Source organism: Methylophaga sp. SB9B (genome assembly GCF_004832235.1).
Classification (GTDB): Bacteria; Pseudomonadota; Gammaproteobacteria; order Nitrosococcales; family Methylophagaceae; genus Methylophaga; species Methylophaga muralis.
The window spans coordinates 266023-286306 of record NZ_SSXS01000003.1 but is presented as its reverse complement, the minus strand read 5'-3'; the positions used below and the strand labels follow the sequence as shown (position 1 = coordinate 286306).

The 20284-nt window shown below is 40.2% G+C and carries 17 protein-coding genes and 1 pseudogene; 10 read left to right on the top strand and 8 right to left on the bottom strand.

The window, feature by feature from the left end; genetic code table 11:
- Position 1 precedes the first annotated feature (1 nt).
- From E8Q33_RS05350 to E8Q33_RS05325, 6 genes and pseudogenes are all read right to left on the bottom strand, one after another.
- Positions 2-388 carry a diacylglycerol kinase gene (locus E8Q33_RS05350; protein WP_136553351.1) on the bottom strand — a complete coding sequence of 129 codons (387 nt, stop codon included), beginning with the start codon at positions 386-388 and terminating at the stop codon, positions 2-4.
- Positions 389-408: 20 nt separating this feature from the next.
- Positions 409-1314, bottom strand: a complete 906-nt coding sequence (locus E8Q33_RS05345) for a cation diffusion facilitator family transporter (RefSeq protein WP_136553349.1) — start codon at positions 1312-1314, stop codon at positions 409-411.
- Between the two features lie 74 nt (positions 1315-1388).
- Positions 1389-4500 (bottom strand): annotated as a pseudogene (locus tag E8Q33_RS05340) (efflux RND transporter permease subunit).
- Positions 4501-4514: 14 nt separating this feature from the next.
- Positions 4515-5615, bottom strand: a complete 1101-nt coding sequence (locus E8Q33_RS05335) for an efflux RND transporter periplasmic adaptor subunit (protein ID WP_247869942.1) — start codon at positions 5613-5615, stop codon at positions 4515-4517.
- A 23-nt stretch (positions 5616-5638) separates the two neighbouring features.
- Entirely contained in the window at positions 5639-6937 is a 1299-nt protein-coding gene (locus E8Q33_RS05330; RefSeq protein WP_136553345.1) for a TolC family protein, read from the bottom strand.
- A 64-nt stretch (positions 6938-7001) separates the two neighbouring features.
- On the bottom strand, positions 7002-7460 hold the full coding sequence (locus E8Q33_RS05325; protein ID WP_136553344.1) for a hypothetical protein: 459 nt from the start codon (positions 7458-7460) through the stop codon (positions 7002-7004).
- A gap of 573 nt (positions 7461-8033) precedes the next feature.
- Between E8Q33_RS05325 and E8Q33_RS05320 the strand changes: the two genes are divergently transcribed.
- The 10 genes from E8Q33_RS05320 (at position 8034) to E8Q33_RS05275 (ending at position 18763) form a co-directional block, all read left to right on the top strand.
- Positions 8034-8384: an SOS response-associated peptidase family protein gene (locus E8Q33_RS05320; RefSeq protein ID WP_136553342.1), complete on the top strand. Its 351-nt coding sequence runs from the start codon at positions 8034-8036 to the stop codon at positions 8382-8384.
- Positions 8385-8740: 356 nt separating this feature from the next.
- The gene (locus E8Q33_RS05315) at positions 8741-9424 is read left to right on the top strand and encodes a TnsA endonuclease N-terminal domain-containing protein (protein ID WP_168800157.1); all 684 of its coding nucleotides are present in this window, start codon (positions 8741-8743) and stop codon (positions 9422-9424) included.
- Entirely contained in the window at positions 9411-11318 is a 1908-nt protein-coding gene (locus E8Q33_RS05310) for a DDE-type integrase/transposase/recombinase (RefSeq protein WP_136553338.1), read from the top strand. Before E8Q33_RS05315 ends, E8Q33_RS05310 begins: the two co-directional genes overlap by 14 nt.
- A 9-nt stretch (positions 11319-11327) precedes the next feature.
- Positions 11328-12269 carry a TniB family NTP-binding protein gene (locus E8Q33_RS05305; protein ID WP_136553336.1) on the top strand — a complete coding sequence of 314 codons (942 nt, stop codon included), beginning with the start codon at positions 11328-11330 and terminating at the stop codon, positions 12267-12269.
- Positions 12266-14371, top strand: coding sequence for a TniQ family protein (locus E8Q33_RS05300; protein ID WP_136553334.1), 2106 nt, complete (start codon positions 12266-12268; stop codon positions 14369-14371). The genes E8Q33_RS05305 and E8Q33_RS05300 overlap by 4 nt, the downstream gene beginning before the upstream one ends.
- A gap of 358 nt (positions 14372-14729) precedes the next feature.
- Positions 14730-15851: a hypothetical protein gene (locus tag E8Q33_RS05295; protein WP_136553333.1), complete on the top strand. Its 1122-nt coding sequence runs from the start codon at positions 14730-14732 to the stop codon at positions 15849-15851.
- On the top strand, positions 15852-16358 hold the full coding sequence (locus tag E8Q33_RS05290; RefSeq protein ID WP_136553331.1) for a hypothetical protein: 507 nt from the start codon (positions 15852-15854) through the stop codon (positions 16356-16358).
- A 91-nt stretch (positions 16359-16449) separates the two neighbouring features.
- A complete protein-coding gene (locus E8Q33_RS05285) occupies positions 16450-17031 on the top strand; it encodes a hypothetical protein (protein WP_136553329.1) in 582 nt (193 codons plus the stop codon).
- Between the two features lie 104 nt (positions 17032-17135).
- Positions 17136-17567 carry a transposase gene (locus tag E8Q33_RS05280; protein WP_247869941.1) on the top strand — a complete coding sequence of 144 codons (432 nt, stop codon included), beginning with the start codon at positions 17136-17138 and terminating at the stop codon, positions 17565-17567.
- Between the two features lie 194 nt (positions 17568-17761).
- Positions 17762-18763 carry a serine hydrolase gene (locus E8Q33_RS05275; RefSeq protein WP_211116096.1) on the top strand — a complete coding sequence of 334 codons (1002 nt, stop codon included), beginning with the start codon at positions 17762-17764 and terminating at the stop codon, positions 18761-18763.
- Positions 18764-18946: 183 nt separating this feature from the next.
- Here E8Q33_RS05275 and E8Q33_RS05270 read toward each other — a convergent pair whose 3' ends face one another.
- Both E8Q33_RS05270 and E8Q33_RS05265 read right to left on the bottom strand, forming a co-directional pair.
- On the bottom strand, positions 18947-19432 hold the full coding sequence (locus E8Q33_RS05270) for a pyridoxamine 5'-phosphate oxidase family protein (protein ID WP_136553328.1): 486 nt from the start codon (positions 19430-19432) through the stop codon (positions 18947-18949).
- Between the two features lie 215 nt (positions 19433-19647).
- Positions 19648-20001 carry a PRC-barrel domain-containing protein gene (locus E8Q33_RS05265; RefSeq protein WP_136553326.1) on the bottom strand — a complete coding sequence of 118 codons (354 nt, stop codon included), beginning with the start codon at positions 19999-20001 and terminating at the stop codon, positions 19648-19650.
- Between the last annotated feature and the right edge of the window lie 283 nt (positions 20002-20284).

The window sequence follows — 20284 nt, the reverse complement described above, 5'->3', positions numbered from 1 at the left end:
TTCAAAAAAATCTCGGCCATAGGAACAATAACCATGCTGTGATTGAAATAATAAGGGTAAGTAAGACAGCCAATGATCCATAATCTTTGGCCCGACCGGTTAATAAATGATGCTCTAAATTGACTCTATCCAGCATCGATTCAATTGCTGGGTTGATCAACTCGACGACCATCACAGCAACCATGCTGACAATCAACATAAACCGCTCTATAGCGGTAAAGTCTACCCAGAACACAACCGGCAATAATAATACGAATGCAATAAATTCCTGACGAAAAGCAACTTCGTGACGCAGCGCAGAATGAAACCCTTTGTATGAATAAAAAGTGGCCCAAAGCATACGTTTGAAACCAGTGAACTTTTTAGGTTGGATATTAATAATTGTCATTTTTTTATTTGCGTAAAATGTTATTGAGATGCTGTTTCATGGTCACTAAAATCTCTGCAACGCTCCTGATTCAGCTCAAGCTCTATCGTGGTGTGCTCTAGATCATATTGAGATAAGGACTCGGTAATTGTTTGTTTCAAAGCCATGTAATTTTCAGAAGAGACATTATCGTTATCAAGTGTCAGGTGTGCAGTGAGGACATGGTGTTCACCATCAAGTGACCAGAGATGTAAATGATGTACCTCATTGACACCCTCAATGCTGAGGAGAGATTTTTTGATCTCATCATGCAGCGCTTTATCGGGCACTGCCTGAAAAAACAATTTACCGGTCACCCACAAATTACGAACAACATTAAACAAGATGAATAGTGTAAAACCAATGGATAAAAGCGGATCTAAAATCGGCCAGTCGGCAAACTGCAGAATGATAGAAATGATCAAAACAGCCAGCCAACCTAATACATCTTCTAATAAATGCCAGTTGAGTATTTTTTCATTAAGAGAAGTCCCTTTACTCAGCCGATAAGCCGCAAAACCATTAACAGTAACGCCCAGTAAAGCCAATGCCAGCATGCCTTCGGTAACCGGCATCACCGGTTCGGCCAAACGTGGTACCGCTTGAGTTAACACCCATATTGAGCCAGCGATTAACACCAAGCCATTAATCAAAGCGCCAAAAAGAGACAGGCGCCGATAACCATAGGTAAATACAGAATCAGCAGACTTATTGCCAGCACGGTTTAAAAACCAGGCACTGCCAATAGACAAACTATCTCCAAGATCGTGAACAGCATCAGCCATAATTGCCGTGCTATTAGTCAGCCAGCCACCGATAAATTCAATTATGGTAAAACTGACATTTAGAAAAAAAGCCGTTGCGATCCGGTTATCAGAAGTACCATCCTGTTGATGATGTGTATGCATATAGATATTCCTTTTCTGAATTCGTTGTATAGATAAACTCAAGAAAAATTGGCGGCCAATAAGGCCGCCATGTTTTATCTTGATTTTTCACGGCCATGAACTATTCGGTAAAGTGCGGGCAGTACCACTAGGGTGAGTAAAGTTGACGAAATAATGCCACCAATGACTACCGTTGCCAGCGGTCTTTGCACCTCAGCCCCTGTGCCGGTATTGAGTGCCATCGGCACAAAACCGAGACTTGCTACCAGAGCCGTCATCAATACAGGCCGTAACCGGGTCATTGCACCATCAACGATTGCTTTGTGCAGATCGCCGTGCCGATGCCAGTAATCCCTGATAAATGACAACATTACGAGACCGTTTAATACCGCCACACCCGAGAGCGCAATAAAACCAACCCCTGCGGAAATAGATAGCGGCATATCTCGCAACCAGAGCGCCATTACACCACCAGTTAATGCAAGGGCACCCCTGTGAAGATAATGGCTGCATCTCGAAATGAGCCAAACAAAGTAATCAGCAGACCCAAGATAATGAACAACGTAACCGGCACCACAATCGACAGTCGCTGACTGGCTGATTGTAGTTGCTCGTAGGTACCGCCATATTCAATCCAATAACCGGGTGGTAATTGCACTTGCTCAGCAATACGCTGTTGAGCTTCTTCTACAAAAGAGCCCAGATCACGTCCTCTGACATTGCTGGTCACCACCACGCGCCGTTTGGCATTTTCTCTGGAAATCTGACTCGGCGCTTGTGTTAATTCGATGGTTGCAACTTCAGACAAAGGTACGTAATCACCACCAGGCAAACTCACGGGCAGATTCGATAAGGCGGGTATATCTTGTCTGATTTCCTCAGGCAACCGCACCACCAGATCAAAGCGTCGATCACCATCATAGATCAGACCAACTTCACCACCGCCAATGGCGGTTGATAACATGTTTTGCAAATCATCGACATTGAGACCGTAACGTGACATGGCCATACGTTTGGGTTCAATGGTCAGCATCGGCATATCATCGACTTGTTCCAACCGGGCATCTGCAACGCCAGGAATCTCCTGAATCACAGCCAGAACTGTCTCTGCGTTCTGCTTAATCAAGTCCAAATCATCGCCGAATACCTTTATGCCTAAGTCGGCACGAACACCTGAAATTAACTCGTTAAAGCGCATTTCAATGGGCTGAGTAAACTCATAGTTGTTACCAGGTAATTTTGTAACCGCCGCTTCAATTTGAGTAAGTAGTTCGCTTTTAGATAATGCCGGATCCGGCCATTCATTTCTTGGCTTAAGTATAAGAAATGTATCGGCTACATTAGGCGGCATTGGATCGGTTGCTACCTCCGGCGTCCCGATTTTGGCAAAAACCTTATCTACCTGCGGAAAAGTTTTTAGCCGTTGTTCCAGCTGTTCCTGCATTTTGACAGATTGCTCTAGACTGGTACCGATAGTTCGCAGTGCCTGTAAGGCAATATCACCCTCGTTCAGTTGGGGGATAAATTCTGACCCCATTTTGCTGGCCATGTTGATTGACAGCGCAACCAGCACGGCTGCAAACAGAATCAACAGCCAGCGCAGCTTTAGACTGAGCAGCAAAACTGGCCGGTATAGCCACTTGGCACCACTAATGATAAAACTCTCTTTTTCAGTGACCCGTCCGCTCATAAACATGGCGACGGCAGCCGGTACTATCGTCAGCGTGAAGACCATGGCAGATAGTAAAGCGATCACAACGGTGGCAGCCATGGGATCAAACATCTTGCCTTCAACGCCTGTCAATGTGAATAAGGGGATATACACAATAGTAATAATCATGACGCCAAAAAGGCTGGGACGTATCACTTCATTAGTGGCCTCATAAACTACGTTTAAACGTTCTTTAAGCGGCAGCACACCACCATATTGCTTTTGTGCCATTGATAATCGTCTGATAGAGTTCTCAACGATAATCACCGCACCATCAACAATCAGGCCAAAATCAAGTGCCCCCATACTCATCAGATTGGCAGAAATACCGGCCTGTACCATGCCGGTAATCGTTGCCAGCATTGATAGTGGGATCACTGCAGCAGTGATCAAAGCCGCGCGAATATTGCCCAAAAACAAAAACAATACCACGATTACCAACAAAGCCCCTTCAACCAGATTTTTTTGAACCGTGGCGACGGCTTTATCGACTAGGGTGGTACGGTCATATACCGCTTCCAATATGACGCCTTCCGGTAATGACGATTGAATCTCCGCCATTTCACGTGTAACCGAAGAGGCAACTTCGCGTGAGTTTTCACCAAACAACATCATGACGGTGCCGACAACCGTCTCTTTACCATCACGGGTACCAGCACCACTGCGTAGCGGCTTACCGATCACAACGTCGGCCACATCTTTGACTAACACTGGTCGGTCATCAATATTTTTCACTACTACCTGACGAATATCATCGATGGATTTAAGTTGTCCCGGCGATCGAACTAGGATCTGCTGACCATATCGTTCAATATAACCGGCGCCCCGATTATCATTGTTTTGCATCAGCGCCTGTTTCAGATCACTGAGAGACACGCCAAAATTCAGTAATTTCGCCGGATCCGCTGAACATGAAATTGCTTTTCATAACCGCCGCTAACATTGACTTCTGTGACACCTTTTACCCGCTCCAGCCGGGGTTGAATCACCCAGTCCTGAAGTACTCGAAGTTCAGTCGCATCATAGGGGCTGCCATCAGTTTGTTTTGCATCGGGTTTTGCGGTAATTGTGTAAATGACAATTTCGCCCAGCCCGGTAGCGATAGGTCCCATTTCCGGTTCGATACCTTGCGGCAGTGAGCCTTTTATAACGGCCAGACGGTTATTGATAAGGTTACGCGCAAAATACAGATCGGTGCCTTCTTCAAACACCACGGTGACTTGTGATAATCCATAGCGAGAGATTGAGCGGGTGTAATCAAGACCCGGTAAACCGGCTATCGCTCTCTCGATCGGATAAGTGATGCGTTGTTCAGATTCCAGCGGAGAATATCCGGGCGCCTTGGTATTGATCTGAACTTGAACATTAGTGATGTCCGGAACGGCATCAATCGGCAGTTTCTGATAGCTCCAGATCCCAAGACCAATGATAAGAAATATCATTGACAACATTAGGCCACGTCTCTCGATTGAGAGACTTAAAATAGTATTAATCATATCAGTTCCCTAAATCAGTGAGCGTGTTCTGCGCCGGCTTTTTCCAGATCAGCTTTAATCAGATAGCTATTTTCAACGACGATGTCATCGCCCTGCCGGAGTCCGGATATAACCTCACTGAATTGACCATCGTTAAGACCCAGTTGTAATGGCCTGACTTGATATTGCTTGCCTACTTTGACAAAAGCGACAGACGCGCCTTCAAACTGTTGTATGGCACTGTTAGGAATTCTGAGATTGACTTGTGTTTGCTCGGTAATGGCATCAGCCTCAACGAGCAACCCCGGAAACCAGACTTGCTGCTGATTATCAAGTGCGACGCGGGCAATCCGATAAGGGGCATTATCTTTGCTTGGCAGCAGTTGCTTTATCGTCGATTCATAAAATGTGTTGTTATGTAACAGACGCACTTTCTGACCAGGTTTTATCTTCATGGCCTGTCCCGGAAAGACTTTGAGTTCAGCCCAAAGTGATTGGGTATTGGTAATGGTAAAAAGATTTTGATCTGCCGCGACTTCGCCGGTATTGGCATCTTTTGCTGTAATGACACCTGAGATGGGCGCGGTGACGTTATAACTCTGTAAGCTGTTGTTTGACTCAACACTGGCTAATAGCTGACCTTTTTTGACCGTATCACCGAAATTCACATTAACGCGGGTGATTAGACCCGGAAAACGTGCGCTGACTTGACTTATCTCATCAGGTGATAAAACCACTCTCCCGTATAATTTGGAGGTGACAGATATTTGCCCGGCAGTAACTTCTGCAGTTACCACACCGTGTTTTTGAGCCATATCGGCATCCATTTCTACATGCTCACTACCTTCATCCTCAGCGTGAGCATGCCCTTCTTCTTCGGGTTTTGATTCAGCGCTATGATCATGTTCATCCTCTTTTGGCATCAATTCATCATGGTTATCTTTATCTTGCGTTGACTCATGACCATGCTGCTCATTTGATTCTGCTAGCTGGGCTTGCGCTTGTTGATCTGATTGCTGAGCCTCAATCGCATGACCATCTTCAGCTATGGCAGGTGACATGATGAGCAATATTAGTGCTGCTACTGATAGCAGGCTGCGTATGGGTAAAAAAACGAAATGTGGTTTATTAAACATAGATTTGTCCTGATTCATATTGCTTACTCTGCAGCTGTCAGCGGTTCGGCGGTGAGTTGTTCGATTTCGGTCTGGTATAGCAATGCAGCAGTTGCAGCCTCAATGACACTACGTCTGGCACCTAGCAGGTCTTGCCTGACGGTAAGAAATTCCAGATAACTGTAGAGTCCCCGTTGATAACCGGTTTGCGTTTGCTCCAGACTTTTAGTGAGTTTGGGGATAATCTGTTGTTGCAACTTGGAAATACTTGCAATTGCTTGTTCACGCCCGGAATAAGCCCGATAAAGCTGAGCATGAAGTTGCAATAGCATATCCTGACGGCGATAGCTGACTTCATTACGCGCGGCCAATGCTGATTCAATATCACCTTGCGCTCGCTGGCGACTGAACAAAGGCATTGACACACCAGCAACTAACGCCGAATCATTCAGTCCTTCATCGCGCCTGATCCCAACTGACCAGGTCATATCTGCAACTTGCTGAGTTCTGGCAAGACGTACTTGTGCATCACGAACCCGCGTTTCTGCAGCGAAACGTTCCAGTTGCGGATTTTGCTGGGCCTGATTAAATAGGGCTTCAAATGACATTGCCTCGCTAAAGGCAAACAATGAGCCTGTGGCGGTCTCAAAATTAGGCTGATAACTCCCCCACAAATTAGCGAGTACCACTTTGTTGGCTTCCAGCTGACGTTTTTCGGCAGCCAGTATCAGTTCAGCCTGATTAACAGAAGCTTCGGCGCGGCCCAAATCTGCTTCAGCCGCGACGGCAGCACCTACACGTTTATTCACTTCCGTTAATGTTGTTTGCGCCAGTTCCAGCCCCGTCTCGGCTAGCTTTACACGCTCCTGGCTATTGAGCACTTCAATAAATTGTCGTGTTACCTGACCTAGCAAGTCCAGCGCTTTTATTTTGCGATCAACACGGACAACATCGCTTTGTTGTTCCACCAGTTCAACACGGGACAATCTTTTATCACCCAGTTCAACGACAGAGGAGAGAGTGACCGTGGTTTCCAGTGACTTGATACCGCTTAGTTCGCTGGTGCCAGCGAAATTTTCAATCTCAGCACCAACAACATATGCCGGTTTGAGATTGGCCGTTTTTTTCTGGGCTTCAAGTTGTTGCTGACGAATTGGAAAAACCTGTAATGCCGGATGTTGCGCCAGTGTTTGTTGCATGGCCTTGTTTAAACTCAACGTTTTCGTTTGTTGAATGTTATCGGCAATAACCGGTGAGACAGAAAAGGCAACCAGCATCGAACAAAGCAATGCACGGATAGCAGGCGCACGCACATTTGTAGTGCGATCAAAGTGTATTTTCATGAAATTAGATCCTGTTTAACTGCAAACAACGGACTTACGTTAAGTCCGCAAAAACATCAGCAGTTCAAGATCTCGGAGGGCGATACATACTGACTGTAAAGTCAGGTTTTGGCGATCTAGGGTGGAGGTTGAAATAATTGTCTGGATTAGCAGCAACATCAATTCCATCAATATTGAAGATGGCGATAAAATGTGAACACTTACAATGCATACAAAAGTCACAATCGCCGGTACTTTGTGCATCATGCGAAGACGCATTGTTCGCTTGTTGAATTGCATTGGAATCATCAAGAACAAACTGATGTTCATGTGGTGTCGCTGAATCAGAAATATGAACGTCAGCCGCAACTATGCCTGATTGCATCACAATCATGAGGATGAGCATGTTGATAATGAATTTTACTGACATTTCGTTAAATTTTATTGCTGTACTCAGACTTATTAGTTTACATGATAATAACTTAGTTCCCAAAAGATTGGCAAAATTAAAAGTTGTCTGCTTAGCCTGGTGAAAGGCTGTCACTATTTTTATCTAACAAACATAAAGTTTGTAATGATTTTTAATAATGTATGAGATCTTATGCTCGGGGTTTCCGGATCAATAAACAAAACTAAGACACTTAATAATTCGCTAATACTAAAGCGAGAGAAATGTATTGGCTGAAGGATCTTGAGCTATAGAAATTCAGAAAGTGTTATGTATTCATATTTTCAACTAAAGCAGCTAATTATGAATAGATAACATGTTGCTAAGTCCACTTATGATGTGCTCCCATTCAATCCGCTTCGCACGATTTCGCTGCCCTTCGGCTCACACGCTATACCCACGAGATTTAAAATCTACTCGACCACCAGTCTGCCCAACCCATTTCCATTGGCAGGAACAATAAGTAGTTCCTATATCATTGCGATCAAAATAGATTTGCTTTTTAGCAAGAGTTTTTGCCTGTTAGAAAGTTACCGGAGGTTGTGCAAATACTTCAACGCTAAATATAAAAATTAGAACAAAAAACATTGGTTAGTATTATTTCCATTAAAAAAAGCATTATGCATTGAATGTTCTAAGCAGCACTAAATTTACTGGTACTATCAAAACATGTGTTCCCATTTCGTCCCATTACTTGATAAAAACAAGCTCGAAACCTTTTTTGGGGTCGAGCCCGAACTACCATTAGATTTAAAAAACAGCCTCTGGCCGACTTATGTCGGTCCCTTCATACGCAAACATGCGTTTGCTGACGTAGGTGATGAAGCTGTCCCACATAACGAGTTATTGGTGGGTAACTTTGGTCTAATTCCTCATTGGGCTAAAGATACCAAAATTGCACGCAATACCTTCAATGCCCATTCTGAAACAGCCGATAGCAAACCGAGCTTTCGTGATGCATGGAATAAAGGCAGGCACTGCATCATTCCTAGTGCTGCTAAGAGCTTGAATACTTTTTGATTATATGGCCAGCGTCGTTGTAAGGCGATAGAGTAATTCTTATTAGAAGTTTGGTCCGCGTTTGACTATTACGAATGTAAGTTCCGTGCTCAATTCCCATTAGCCAAATTGAGGGATTAGTAGCGTTTCCAGCTTCAATACCCCCATTATCGCAGCCGCTAAAATCTGACAGTGCCCATTGTGTAAATACTTGATTCATACCATGTCCTTTTAATTATCTTGGGAAAACAGGCTTGGGCGAGCTGTAATTTCCCCATGAAGATACAAGCATGACTTGTTAATAACTAAAAAGTAAATTTGGTCACAATAATCACTATTAAATTGCTTAACCATTTAAAATGTGTGAAATTATGCGAATGGATAGCAAAATAACAATAAAAATGGAAAATCTTCAGGATGAAATCAGGGATGCTGATCAGGCCAGACATCACAAGAAAGGTCGATTGGGTTTTTCGATTTACCACTTTTCGTCATACAAGAATCAAAGGACATTCAGCTGTGAGAGCTCAATAGAGAAAGACTATGCATTACGTCTGGAGTATGACCGAAACGTAACTGGATATATGTGCCAACCTGAAACTTTTAATTTCATCATCCTAGGAAAAAAAACAACCTATACCCCAGACTTTCTCGTGCACTATGCAGACAATTCATCAAGATACGTTGATACCAAGCCTGATGTATGGACTGATGATGAAGAAATGGTAGACAGACTGCATGAAATCAAGATTAATTTAAATAACATTGGTAAAAAACTCATCGTTGTTCCTGAATCAAAGATACGTCAAGAGCCGTTATTGACTAATATCCAAATGCTTTATCAAGGCATGCACTTATGCAGTGACGAAGCCTTCACAGTACTGAAAAATACCATTTTGCAATTAGGTAATAATTGTACTGTTAAAGATCTTCGGGCAATTGCAGATGGTCCATCAGAATTAGCGATCAGAAAAGCACTCTTCTTAGGTAATCCAAAACATATATCTCAAGAGATAATTAATGAACACACCATAGTGGAGCTGCCCAGTGAATACTTTTAATCATATTGTTGGGGCACATTATAAACTTGGTGCTACCACATACGAATTATCGGGCATTGATGACAACTACTACCTCCTAAGGAGTCTAGAGTACAAAAGACAACGGTCTCTCAAGTCTGAAAATTTTGAAAAGCTATTTTCTGAAGGAAAGTTAAAGCTTGTTAAAAAAGCTCTCTCAGATATTACGGATGCGGTCTATTTCACTTCATTAACACCACAAAAAAAAGAAACTTTCCAGCGTAGGCTAAGTTACGTCGAAAAAGTAAGGATGACTTTTGGATCAATTATCCCCAAAAGATACTTCAAACAGTTCATTGAGCTCACCGCAAAAGAACTCTATGATAAGAATCCACCTTCATTTTCAACACTTAATAGGTGGGTGGTGGCATATCGCGATTCAAACTTTAACCCAGCAAGCCAACTTTCTGTTCATGACAAAAAAAAGGTAACTCGCAAAAGGCGTATTGATGATGATGTCTTGGAATTAATGCATGAAATTATCAACAATGAGTATTTGGTATCAGAAAGGCCTTCAATGCAATCTGTCTATGTCATTTTCTCAGATAGCCTGCACTATAAAAACTTATCACTTCCCCCAGACAAACAGATTTCAATTCCTTCATTGATGAGTTTTCTTAGAGAAATTAAAAAGATACATCCGATGACAGTGGCTACGGCAAGATATGGAGCAAAAACCGCCAGAAAACGATTTGATTACGGAAGATCGCTTCATTATAAAAGCCAATTGTGTCTGCGTACTGAAATAGATACAACTCCTCTGGACATCATGGTGCTTGATGAAAATTCAGAAGTGGTTGGTCACCCTTACCTTCTACCCATAATCGATGTGTACTCAAGATGTGTACTTGGGTGGGATTTATCTTTTATTCCTGGATGCGCTGAAAAGACACTTAGGACATTGAAACATGCTGGATCAGACGCAACTGCCCGTGAAGTAGGTGGGCTTCCTATCGAACTCGTTATAGATAATGGCTCTGAGTTTATTAATGAATCATTGAGTAGTTTCGCAAAATACACTGGTACTACCATATTAATTAATCCACCTGGGACACCCAACCAAAAAGCGTTCGTTGAAAGTTTTTTTAAAACTGTGAACAACAAATTTTTAGACAAGATCAAAGGTAAGACATTCTCCAGTCCAGCTTTACGCGGTAATTATGATTCTGAAAAAAAAGCGTCTCTAACACTGAACCAACTTCGTAAGTTATTTGCTAAATGGGTGGATGGTGTTTACCACCTTGAAGGTCATAGCGGTATAGAAGATAGAGCCCCCATATCTCTTTGGCGAGAAGAGCATAAAAAACTCCCGACCATCAGATACGATCATGAAACACTGAATACGATTTCCAGAAGTACTACCCAAAGAGTAATAACCGATTCTCGAGTAAAAATGTTTGGATTAACTTGGACAGGTCCATCGGTACCAATAATCTCAGAAAAATCGAAGAGCAGAGGTAAACCTAAACCAGTGGAGGTTTTATACGACAGTAGTGATTTATCCACAATTTGGATTAAAGATCCTCATGATAAATCCATATTCTATGAGGCTTTTGCTACTCGCCCCTTTTTTCAAGAATCGTTATCTCTATTCGAGTTCAATCTTTTAAAGCAACGCGGGAAATTCAAAGATACTGACTTGGAAAAAGAGCTTGTTTTAAATCGTATCGCCCTACATGAAGAAATCAGAGAGCAATCCACCAAACATAAGAGTGCACGAAAAAAAGTATCTAAAATGGAAAAAGCACAACAGTTACTCACTGACGATAACAGTGAATTTTTAGATTCTTTTAAAGCTAGTCCTTCATATAGGACTAATTCAGAAGAAGATGAATTTGATGTAACAGATTTTCCTGATGATGGATTCTTGCTCTAGGAAGTGACAATGACCAATTTAAGTAATGATGACAGGCTTAGAAATTTTTCTCGCTTTGTATATGTACATCCTATTTATAGGGAAGCCATGGAAAAAGTTAAAGATTCAATTTCTCAAACCAATAGTACGGGTGAATGCCTGTCAGCTGTCCTTACGGGTTCAACTGGTACAGGTAAAACGACTATCATCAAGACATTGATGCATTCATATACGGTTGATTCAGTATCTATAGAACGTGAAGATGCAATAGTTAAACAAGTTCCAGCATATCACTGTGTCGTTCCCGCTGATGCCACCATAAAATCACTCGCAATCGAAATGCTTAAACATCTAGATTGTGGTGATACTGGCGGTTCGGCGACTGAACTTACTAAGAGAGTAAGCAGACTTATATCAACATGTGAAACAAAAGTGATTTTTTTAGATGAATTTCAACACCTGCTTTCTAAAGGTGCGAAAAATAGCAAAGACAGTGTCACAGATTGGGTTAAAATCCTGACAGAAACAACTAAAACCCCCGTCATTATATCGGGAATGTCTGAATGCGAAGAGTTGATTGATGCACATCCTCAGCTGTCTGGTCGCTATCCGGTTCGGGCAAAGTTAACTAATATCTCTTATGCGAAAAATAAATATCGATATTTATCAAAAGTTATTGATGCACTGAGTAATGCTTGTGTAGAACATGCAAAAGTTAATTCCATGCCTCAACTCAGTCAACCTCCTAACCTAACTGCCATTTACTTAGCTACAGGTGGCAATATGCGATCTATACGTCAAATGTTTACTAGTGCATTGTATAGGGCTCTTAAAAATGACAGAGATGACGTTATCCTCGAAGATTTCATAGAAGCAGTGCAAGGAATGAGACTTAACTTTCGGCTCACTGACGAAAACCCATTTAATCTTTCTGCTGCAGAACAAGAAAAAATACTCATCAGAGTCTCATGAAAGATTTGCCATATCTTGGCTTGTTCATAAAGGGAGAAAGCCCAAGGGGATACCTTTTAAGAACAGCATTTTATAATGGATATACCACTATCGGCGAGTTAGCAGTGAGACTTGGTGCTAATACAAATCCAGCTTATCAAAATACTTTACTAGGTAAGTCAGATATTGTAGAGAAACTTGTTGCCATTCATGATAAAACTTCTGACAACATCATGGATGCTTTTTATAAGCAAATCAAAGGGGTAACAAAAACATCAGATATTATTATCCATGAAAATAGAGTGCCCTTTAAACTTTTACGTTCAAAGGGTCATCATATTTGTTGGCAATGTCTTAAAGACAACAACCATATATCTGCAGCTTTCGATATTAGTGTTGTCGATGTGTGCATTAAACATAAAACATACCTTCAATATTCGTGCACAACATGCAGTAAACCCTTCAATTGGCGTAATACTGGCCATAAGTCATGTAATTGCCCCGTAACAGAGAATGATGCACCACTCGTCTTAAATTGTGACGGTGCAGAGCGAGTGGCTCTTGCTATCAATAAATCAGAGACTCATTATCTGGGTAAATTACTGGGTGTATTAAAGGCATTAAGACATCATAGATCTGCCGATAAAATCGAAAGAAATAATTTGCTTAACCAGGCTGTCAGAATGCTGGATGGAGAGAGTGATGTCTTTACTAATTATCTTCTGGACGAACAAAAAAAATATCCCGGGATCCCAGTACGCGTTCTGATTTCTCCATTAATTGCTCTTGGATACGAAGATATAGAAAAAAAGGTTAGCGACGCCCTCCTGCAGTTTTCAGAGGAATATCCGTCTAAGTGTAAAAATTGTGAATGTAAGTCAAAATATCTAACCACAACAGAAGCAATGATTTGCTTGGAAATCTCAAGTGGCACACTTAACAAGCTATGCCAGAATCAACTCATCCATGCATCTAGTACTGATACTCGCAAATCGAAAGTTTTTCCATATGAAAATATGTGTCAATTCTTCAGGAAGTTTATTCCTACATCAGAAGCCATAAAAGAGACTGATAAGCTTCAGCCTATTTCATACACGGCCCCAGGAAATTCACTGATCGAAAAATTAAAAGATGTGCAATCTGGCAAAATTTCAACTGTTAAAGTAAATCAAGCCAAAGGGCTTACAGGCATTTTTTTGATAGAAATACCATCTATCAGCAATTTAAAGATGGACCGACCTGATTTAATGACGTCATCACAGGCCGCTATGTACCTTAATGTTTACCCTGATGCTATTAGAAGTATTTCCAAAACTGAATTTTTGGAGCCTTATCTTACGGTTGCAACTCAGCCCTTTTTTCATACACAAGATATAGAAATATTTGATAAGAAATATGTTTTCGCAGCCAGTTTAGCCCGTAAGTATCAGATTGATCCTCGAGACATTGTTAACAGGCTTAGGGCTAAAAAGATTAATGAAGTATCAGGTCCAAAAATAGATGGAACACTAACACCTCTATACGTCAGAGATGAAGTTGAAAGAAATGATCTATTCAGTATCAGATACTCAGACTACCGTGAACGATACTCACATAATACAAAGTACAGTAGAAGCAATACACCACAACATTTGACTGCGAAAGCGATTGCTAAATTGTTAGGTATTGCTGTGAATAAAATCATTAAAATCGAAAAATATGGGCTACTGAATCAGATTCCCTTAGATGACATAAATGACAAGCGCAGAGTTTATAGCCAAGATTCATACGACAAAACGCTGCAATGGTTTAGCAAAGCCAAGGAGCTTGGGGATCTGGCCACAGAACTAGGGATAAATAAATGGCATCTTACTAGACTCTTCATTACTACCAAGTATGTACAACCACTAACGCTAAGTATTGATAATCAACTTTTGTCCCTTGATGATCAGAAGAAAATTAACGATCACGTATCAATTTTCTGTACCTGCTCAGAGGCTGATAAATTCCGTAGTGCACCAGATAAGCATTTTCACAATTTAGTCAAAAGCAACAGATTCCCTATTGTGAGTAAAAAAGATTACTTGTGCGATACCGAAATGATACTTCTTTATTGGAACGACGTTAAAAACTATAAATTTTAACAAAACGCATGTATAAAATTTCGAACAATTATGTCTTGTAAAGATTACATAATTTACAACAATAAATATTAAATCATATACATATAACACTTACTTGACATTTCCTATTTAATGTAGCATCGTTACATTAAGTCATGAATTGCAACCTAATGTGCCTCTAAAACCTCAAATAAATATTTTTTAATATTTTCTCCTCTTTAGTGTTACTTTCTCGCAAAAAACCCCTTTTAAGTGTTAAATATTTCTTATTTTATATGTTATTTATAACTACAACGCCTTGATTATAATCAAGGTTAGTTTTTCATATTTAATGTTAAGGACAGTCAGTCATTATTATTTGCTGGGGAAAGGTAGAACCATGGATAGAGGCTTGATTAATTTTTTTGAGCTACAAGAATGTGGTTTTTATAGGATTAAAGATAAAAAATCATTCCATATTGAAGGTTCGCTGTCCGAAACAATCAGTCTAATTGAAAACTGGCTCAAAGGAACTGTAAGCTTCGCTGAAACCATTCCATGGGATACATTAACCACCCCTAATCGTGCTCAAATATATTGTAAGGCTATTCACACCGACTCGGATACTCAGGACTCTGTCTTTGTTCTTTGGAAAAGGTTTTCAAGTGATAACGAAAATCTTAATGGCATAGATCCAAATGCGAAATTCGGTATGGAGGAAGGGGATTCAGTAAAGGTTGGAACAAAAATAAACGGTAAAGAATTGATTCTTGGACAACCGATGTATTATTGGTTTATTCCAGAATTAAATATTATCGCTTCAATTAACTTTCAACATGCAACAGCTTCCACAGAGGATGCATGTTTGTATATTAAGCGTTGCATGGATCTTAGGATTGATCATCCCAGGAAAGTGATAAGTGAAGGTGATCATTATTACGAATTACTTGGCAAAACAATTCCGAGAAAAACAGTTACCTACAGATCAAGTGATGGTTCGTATTCGTTAAGATTTAAGTTTAGGGCTCACACGAAAGAACTTAGTGCACAAAAAGTAAATTTGAAAAAACTTTCCGAAGAAATTTCACATCTAGTTGTCAGAGAGACGATTTCAACAAAGGTAGAGGAAAATAAACACTCTTTATTTAAGCTATATGACCGTATTACTAGCAAACAGAAGAGTAAAAATTTTACTAAACAAGTGGAAATTATCGAAGAAGTAAGCCTAACTCAACAGGAATTGGCTCAAATAATCGAGGTTTATTCAGCTGAAATATTACAGTCTAAAAGTGATTGGAAGGATATTGGATTTAAATCAGATGTAAATTCTCCAACAAAGTGGTTTCGAAAGTTTGTCACAAAAGAACACATACTACTCGATGACTTACCAATAAATAGGTCCTATCATTCACCTAAAGTCATTCTTCAGACGCTGGCGAAAGAGCGGGAGAAAATTTTATCATTCATCAAATCGGAAACAAAAAACAGTGATGATGAAAAACAACTGGCAGTTGGCAAATAAATGCGTATGCTTCTATTTAGGCAGATTATCTATATCACTGTCAGTTTGTTATTAGGTTTCTATAGCTATCAACATGTAACATTCGAGCAGCTTCATACAATATTTCATGCTCTTGAAACAATTTCTATTGGTGTATTTACTCTTTCTGGAATATGGATAGCTGTAATCTATCCCGAGGCCATCGCGGCTTTTACAAACCCTGAGAAGCTAACAATTCTGAAAGGTTCTGAACAAGCTAAAAGAATAGAAAACCTTGTATTAATAGTTTTTACATCAGCTTTTGTTTTGATTTCAACTCTAATTTTCTATACAGCTAGTGAATTACTTAAAAATTTACCCTTTGTCATTGAAAATCACAAAATAATTTTATTATTTTCAATTGCTTTTTCAGTCTATCTGGCAATTCTACAAATTGTAGCAATTCTTTCAATAATGATTAGCAATATCAAGTTTGTTAATGATTTGTATAAAAAAAATGCGGAACAAGAAGCAAATAAACGACTATAAATTTTTGCAAAGCCATTCTTTAGGTTTTGCGAAAATTAGCATGCTTAAACGAATTATTTTTTCTTCGTTAATATTGGACTATTAATCAATTATGGATAATTTTTTAACAATCATTCTGGCAATTACTGGAATATTTGGCATATTCAAAATAGTTAATGAGATAACTTTAACGCGATCCTCAAAACATAGAGATGATTATGCATTTACAAAAAATTATTTGGATGATTTGAATAATCCAAAAACTCATGGATTTGTTATACAAAAAGGTTTTCGTGCACTTACTAATAATATTTACCCTGTTGAAGAAATAAAAATCCTTTTATCTCATGATGATTCCATGGAAACAATCTATCTTCGATCTGCTAGCAAAAAAACACTTCATTTTAATAAAAAAAAGCAACAGTATGAATGGGTTGGTATTTATAAAAAAGAGTGGTTTAGAAAAATAGCTTCAAAATTATTGATCCTAGCTTATGCGATAACATCATTTTCAGCATTGATGCCTTTTCTATTAAAAAATGAAAGTAATCCATTGGATACTAAAGGCATCATTCTCTCAATATCATTGGGAATGTTTGCAGTTTTAGCAGTGATAAAACAAACTGATTTCGTTGACTCACTAAAATTCATGAATATGATGAATCAAAAAACCATAAACCCGGTTGAAGAATGAAATCCAACATTTTATAAATGACATAACATTACCGAATCGTTGGGTTTCGCAAGCTCTACCCAACCTACATTTATTTATTTTTATAATCACATGGATGGTGATTGATGCAATATCGTCGGGCTTTTGTTGCCGTTGGCACGTATTTCTTTACGTTCAATCTGCTGGAACGACATAAATCGTTACTTACTGATCATATTGATCTGCTTAAAACTGCATTTCGCAGAGTTAAATCCACCCACCCTTTTGATATTGATGCCATCGTGGTGTTGCCTGATCATTTGCATGCTATCTGGACATTCCCTGCAAATGACGCTGACTTCGCCACGCGATGGCGTTTGATTAAATCGCATTTTTCTCGTGCCCTTCCCTCTACCGAACGAATCAATAATTCACGAAAACAAAAATCTGAACTCGGTATTTGGAAACGCCGTTATTGGGAGCATTTAATCCGCGATGATTTGGACTATCAAAGACATATTGATTACATTCATTACAATCCGGTGAAACATGGTTATGTTGAAAAAGCGGTTGATTAGCCTTATTCCAGCATTCACCGGTTTATTGAGAAAGGCATCATTTCAAGTGATTGGGGTGTTGGTGAAACGATGAATGATCTGGATATGGGTGAATGTTAATTTGTTTGTCTTTTTTTGAATTCAACTAAATTATTAGATTGCTGAATAGTCCTACTGATGAATTGATCGTTTTCAAAATCAAATAGGATTTACACGTGTCAAAAATCTCCCTGCAAAAGCTCTTAATCACATTCACAGCAATATTAACGATAGCCCTGACCAATGGTACCGCTCTGGCACAACCTGATTTCAAGACGATCGCAAATGAGGCAAAACGACTTGATCAGCTGCAATCCCTGGTCATACATCAAAATGGTGAACAGTTATTCGCTAATGCCTTTCGTGGTCCAGCTTTGGATACGCCGGTTAATATCAAGTCGGTTTCAAAGACCATTGTGGCACTGCTGACCGGTATCGCCATTGACCGTGGCATCATTGAGGGACCTGATCAACGTGTATTGCCTCTGCTGGGAAAATCAGCTTTTGGCGATGATCGTGACAATCTGACTATCGAACATTTATTAACTATGCAGACCGGGTTGGATAGCACATCAGGCAGGAATTATGGGGCATGGGTCTCCAGCAACAATTGGGTCGACTATGCTTTGAATCGTCCATTAGTGGATCGTGTTGGCGGTCGTTTCATCTATTCCACAGGCGGTTGGCATATCCTTGGTGCAGCACTCACACAAGCTTCCGGGCACAGCTTGCATCGTCTGGCCCAAGACTGGTTAGGTAATCCGCTTAATATCGTTATTCCACCCTGGGTCGCCGATCCACAAGGGCGTTACATGGGCGGTAACGATATGGCAATGAGTCCGCTTGGGTTGGCTCGGATCGGCGACATGGTATTGAATGGTGGAACAATTGATGGTGAGGAAGTGGTCAGCCAAAATTGGCTTGAAACGTCCTGGGAGCGTCGTGGCTTATCGCCCTTTTCAGGTGATTTATACGGCTATGGCTGGTTTCTGACTGAATATGCGGGTCATAAAGCAGTCTATGCTCGGGGGTATGGTGGTCAGATGCTGGTTCTTGTTCCAGAGCTGCAGTTATCCATTGTTATTATCTCTGACCCTACCCTTCCTGCCCGCGGCGATGGTCATTTTGGCGATTTGGAGCAGTTGCTTGAGAGGATCGTAGGTTGGGTTGAAGCATGAAACCCAACTTTAATAAATGAAATAACACTTTGGATTTGTTGGGTTTCCCATGCTCTACCCAACCTACGTTTTTTATCTTATCGATGGTCATTGGTGAGAATTTACGTCGAATTCAATAAAAAGGGCCAGACTTATTGAAATGAAACTCAATGCAGCATGGCCCTTTGCTCTAAAAAACATTTCCTAGCCACCAAACTTTTCATTTTCGCCAATATTCGGCTTGGTGTGAGTGATATTGGCTTTGGCAAATTCATAAAGCTGGAAAGCTTTACTCTCTGTGGACATCCAGTGTTCACCCATCTCTACTTTGATTTCCAGTAAGGCGACCTCGGGATCCTCTTTGCCTTCAGGAAACCAGGCTGCAATAAACGGATTCCAATATTTATCTATCAACGCTTGGTTATTTGTTAGCTGAGCTTTGCCTGACAGTGAGACATACACACCTTCATCCTGGTCAGAAAAGGTCAGGCAGACATCATGATCACGGTCAGTTTCAGTGACCTTCTCGGCACTGCGACGAGTATAAAACCAAATGGTGCCATCATACGCATCCTGAACTAAATGCATTGGTCTGGCACGCGGTACGTCATCATCAAGTGTGACCAGCATGCCGACTTTAATATCTTTTATCATTTCCCAAATTTTTTGCTTATGTTCTGGACTAGACATTAGGTTGAACTCCTTTGAAACACGATAAATACAATTACATTGGCCGCACCACTGCTTCAGATAATAATCAGCCTGGATTTTCCAGGAAGTTATAGAAATAAACTAACTTGAAACAGAAACTTTTTAATCGTAACGTTGCTTATTTATTAATAAAAATAATAAACGGACTGGCTATAGAAATATAAACCAGGCCGTTTATTTTATACGCAGATTAATTAAACTCGATATTCATAACCATAATGGCCGTATATCTCATTCCGGAAGGTTTCATCAGCCATATTAGGCCAATTATCTTTATCAAAACCTGGAGCGTTTTCTAATTTTTCTTTATCGACATTCAACACAAGACATTTCTCTTTTGTGTCGACAGCTACAGCTTGAGGAGGAATAGCAAAAAGCTTATTACCCATGCCCAAAACTCCACCGAAAGATAAGACATAATATTGAACCTGACCACTTTCAGTATTGATCATCATGTCTTTTACATTACCCAGATTTTCGCCTTGAGCATTTTTTACATCTTCACCTTCAAGCGATGATGCAGATAAAACTACGTTATTAAATTTCATATTAATTCTCCGTTTGAGTATGATTCTTATGCCAAAACATTAAGTCGGCATTGCTTAATCACATTGAGTTAACTTTCTAGACTGCCGTAAAAGCATTTGAGATAAATCTTAAAGCCATCGTTTACGGTTACGTTTGCTTAGGGGTTGCTGCAATGCGTGTGCCAAAGGCATTTTTAAAGTGCTAGAGCGCCATATATATAAGGCGTAGCTTGATACGAGAAATATTGTTAGCAATAGAAATGGAGTGATCTCTATAAAAAGTTCATTAACGAAAGAACTTTTT

What these genes read in the sequence shown, in the direction of transcription:
- E8Q33_RS05295 (WP_136553333.1), top strand. Translation starts at nt 14,730, where the DNA reads ATGGATAGAGGCTTGATTAATTTTTTTGAGCTACAAGAATGTGGTTTT.
- E8Q33_RS05280 (WP_247869941.1), top strand. Translation starts at nt 17,136, where the DNA reads ATGCAATATCGTCGGGCTTTTGTTGCCGTTGGCACGTATTTCTTTACG.
- E8Q33_RS05270 (WP_136553328.1), bottom strand. Translation starts at nt 19,432, where the DNA reads ATGTCTAGTCCAGAACATAAGCAAAAAATTTGGGAAATGATAAAAGAT.
- E8Q33_RS05305 (WP_136553336.1), top strand. Translation starts at nt 11,328, where the DNA reads ATGACCAATTTAAGTAATGATGACAGGCTTAGAAATTTTTCTCGCTTT.
- E8Q33_RS05300 (WP_136553334.1), top strand. Translation starts at nt 12,266, where the DNA reads ATGAAAGATTTGCCATATCTTGGCTTGTTCATAAAGGGAGAAAGCCCA.
- E8Q33_RS05320 (WP_136553342.1), top strand. Translation starts at nt 8,034, where the DNA reads ATGTGTTCCCATTTCGTCCCATTACTTGATAAAAACAAGCTCGAAACC.
- E8Q33_RS05285 (WP_136553329.1), top strand. Translation starts at nt 16,450, where the DNA reads ATGGATAATTTTTTAACAATCATTCTGGCAATTACTGGAATATTTGGC.
- E8Q33_RS05290 (WP_136553331.1), top strand. Translation starts at nt 15,852, where the DNA reads ATGCGTATGCTTCTATTTAGGCAGATTATCTATATCACTGTCAGTTTG.
- E8Q33_RS05315 (WP_168800157.1), top strand. Translation starts at nt 8,741, where the DNA reads ATGGATAGCAAAATAACAATAAAAATGGAAAATCTTCAGGATGAAATC.
- E8Q33_RS05335 (WP_247869942.1), bottom strand. Translation starts at nt 5,615, where the DNA reads ATGTTTAATAAACCACATTTCGTTTTTTTACCCATACGCAGCCTGCTA.
- E8Q33_RS05265 (WP_136553326.1), bottom strand. Translation starts at nt 20,001, where the DNA reads ATGAAATTTAATAACGTAGTTTTATCTGCATCATCGCTTGAAGGTGAA.
- E8Q33_RS05345 (WP_136553349.1), bottom strand. Translation starts at nt 1,314, where the DNA reads ATGCATACACATCATCAACAGGATGGTACTTCTGATAACCGGATCGCA.
- E8Q33_RS05330 (WP_136553345.1), bottom strand. Translation starts at nt 6,937, where the DNA reads ATGAAAATACACTTTGATCGCACTACAAATGTGCGTGCGCCTGCTATC.
- E8Q33_RS05350 (WP_136553351.1), bottom strand. Translation starts at nt 388, where the DNA reads ATGACAATTATTAATATCCAACCTAAAAAGTTCACTGGTTTCAAACGT.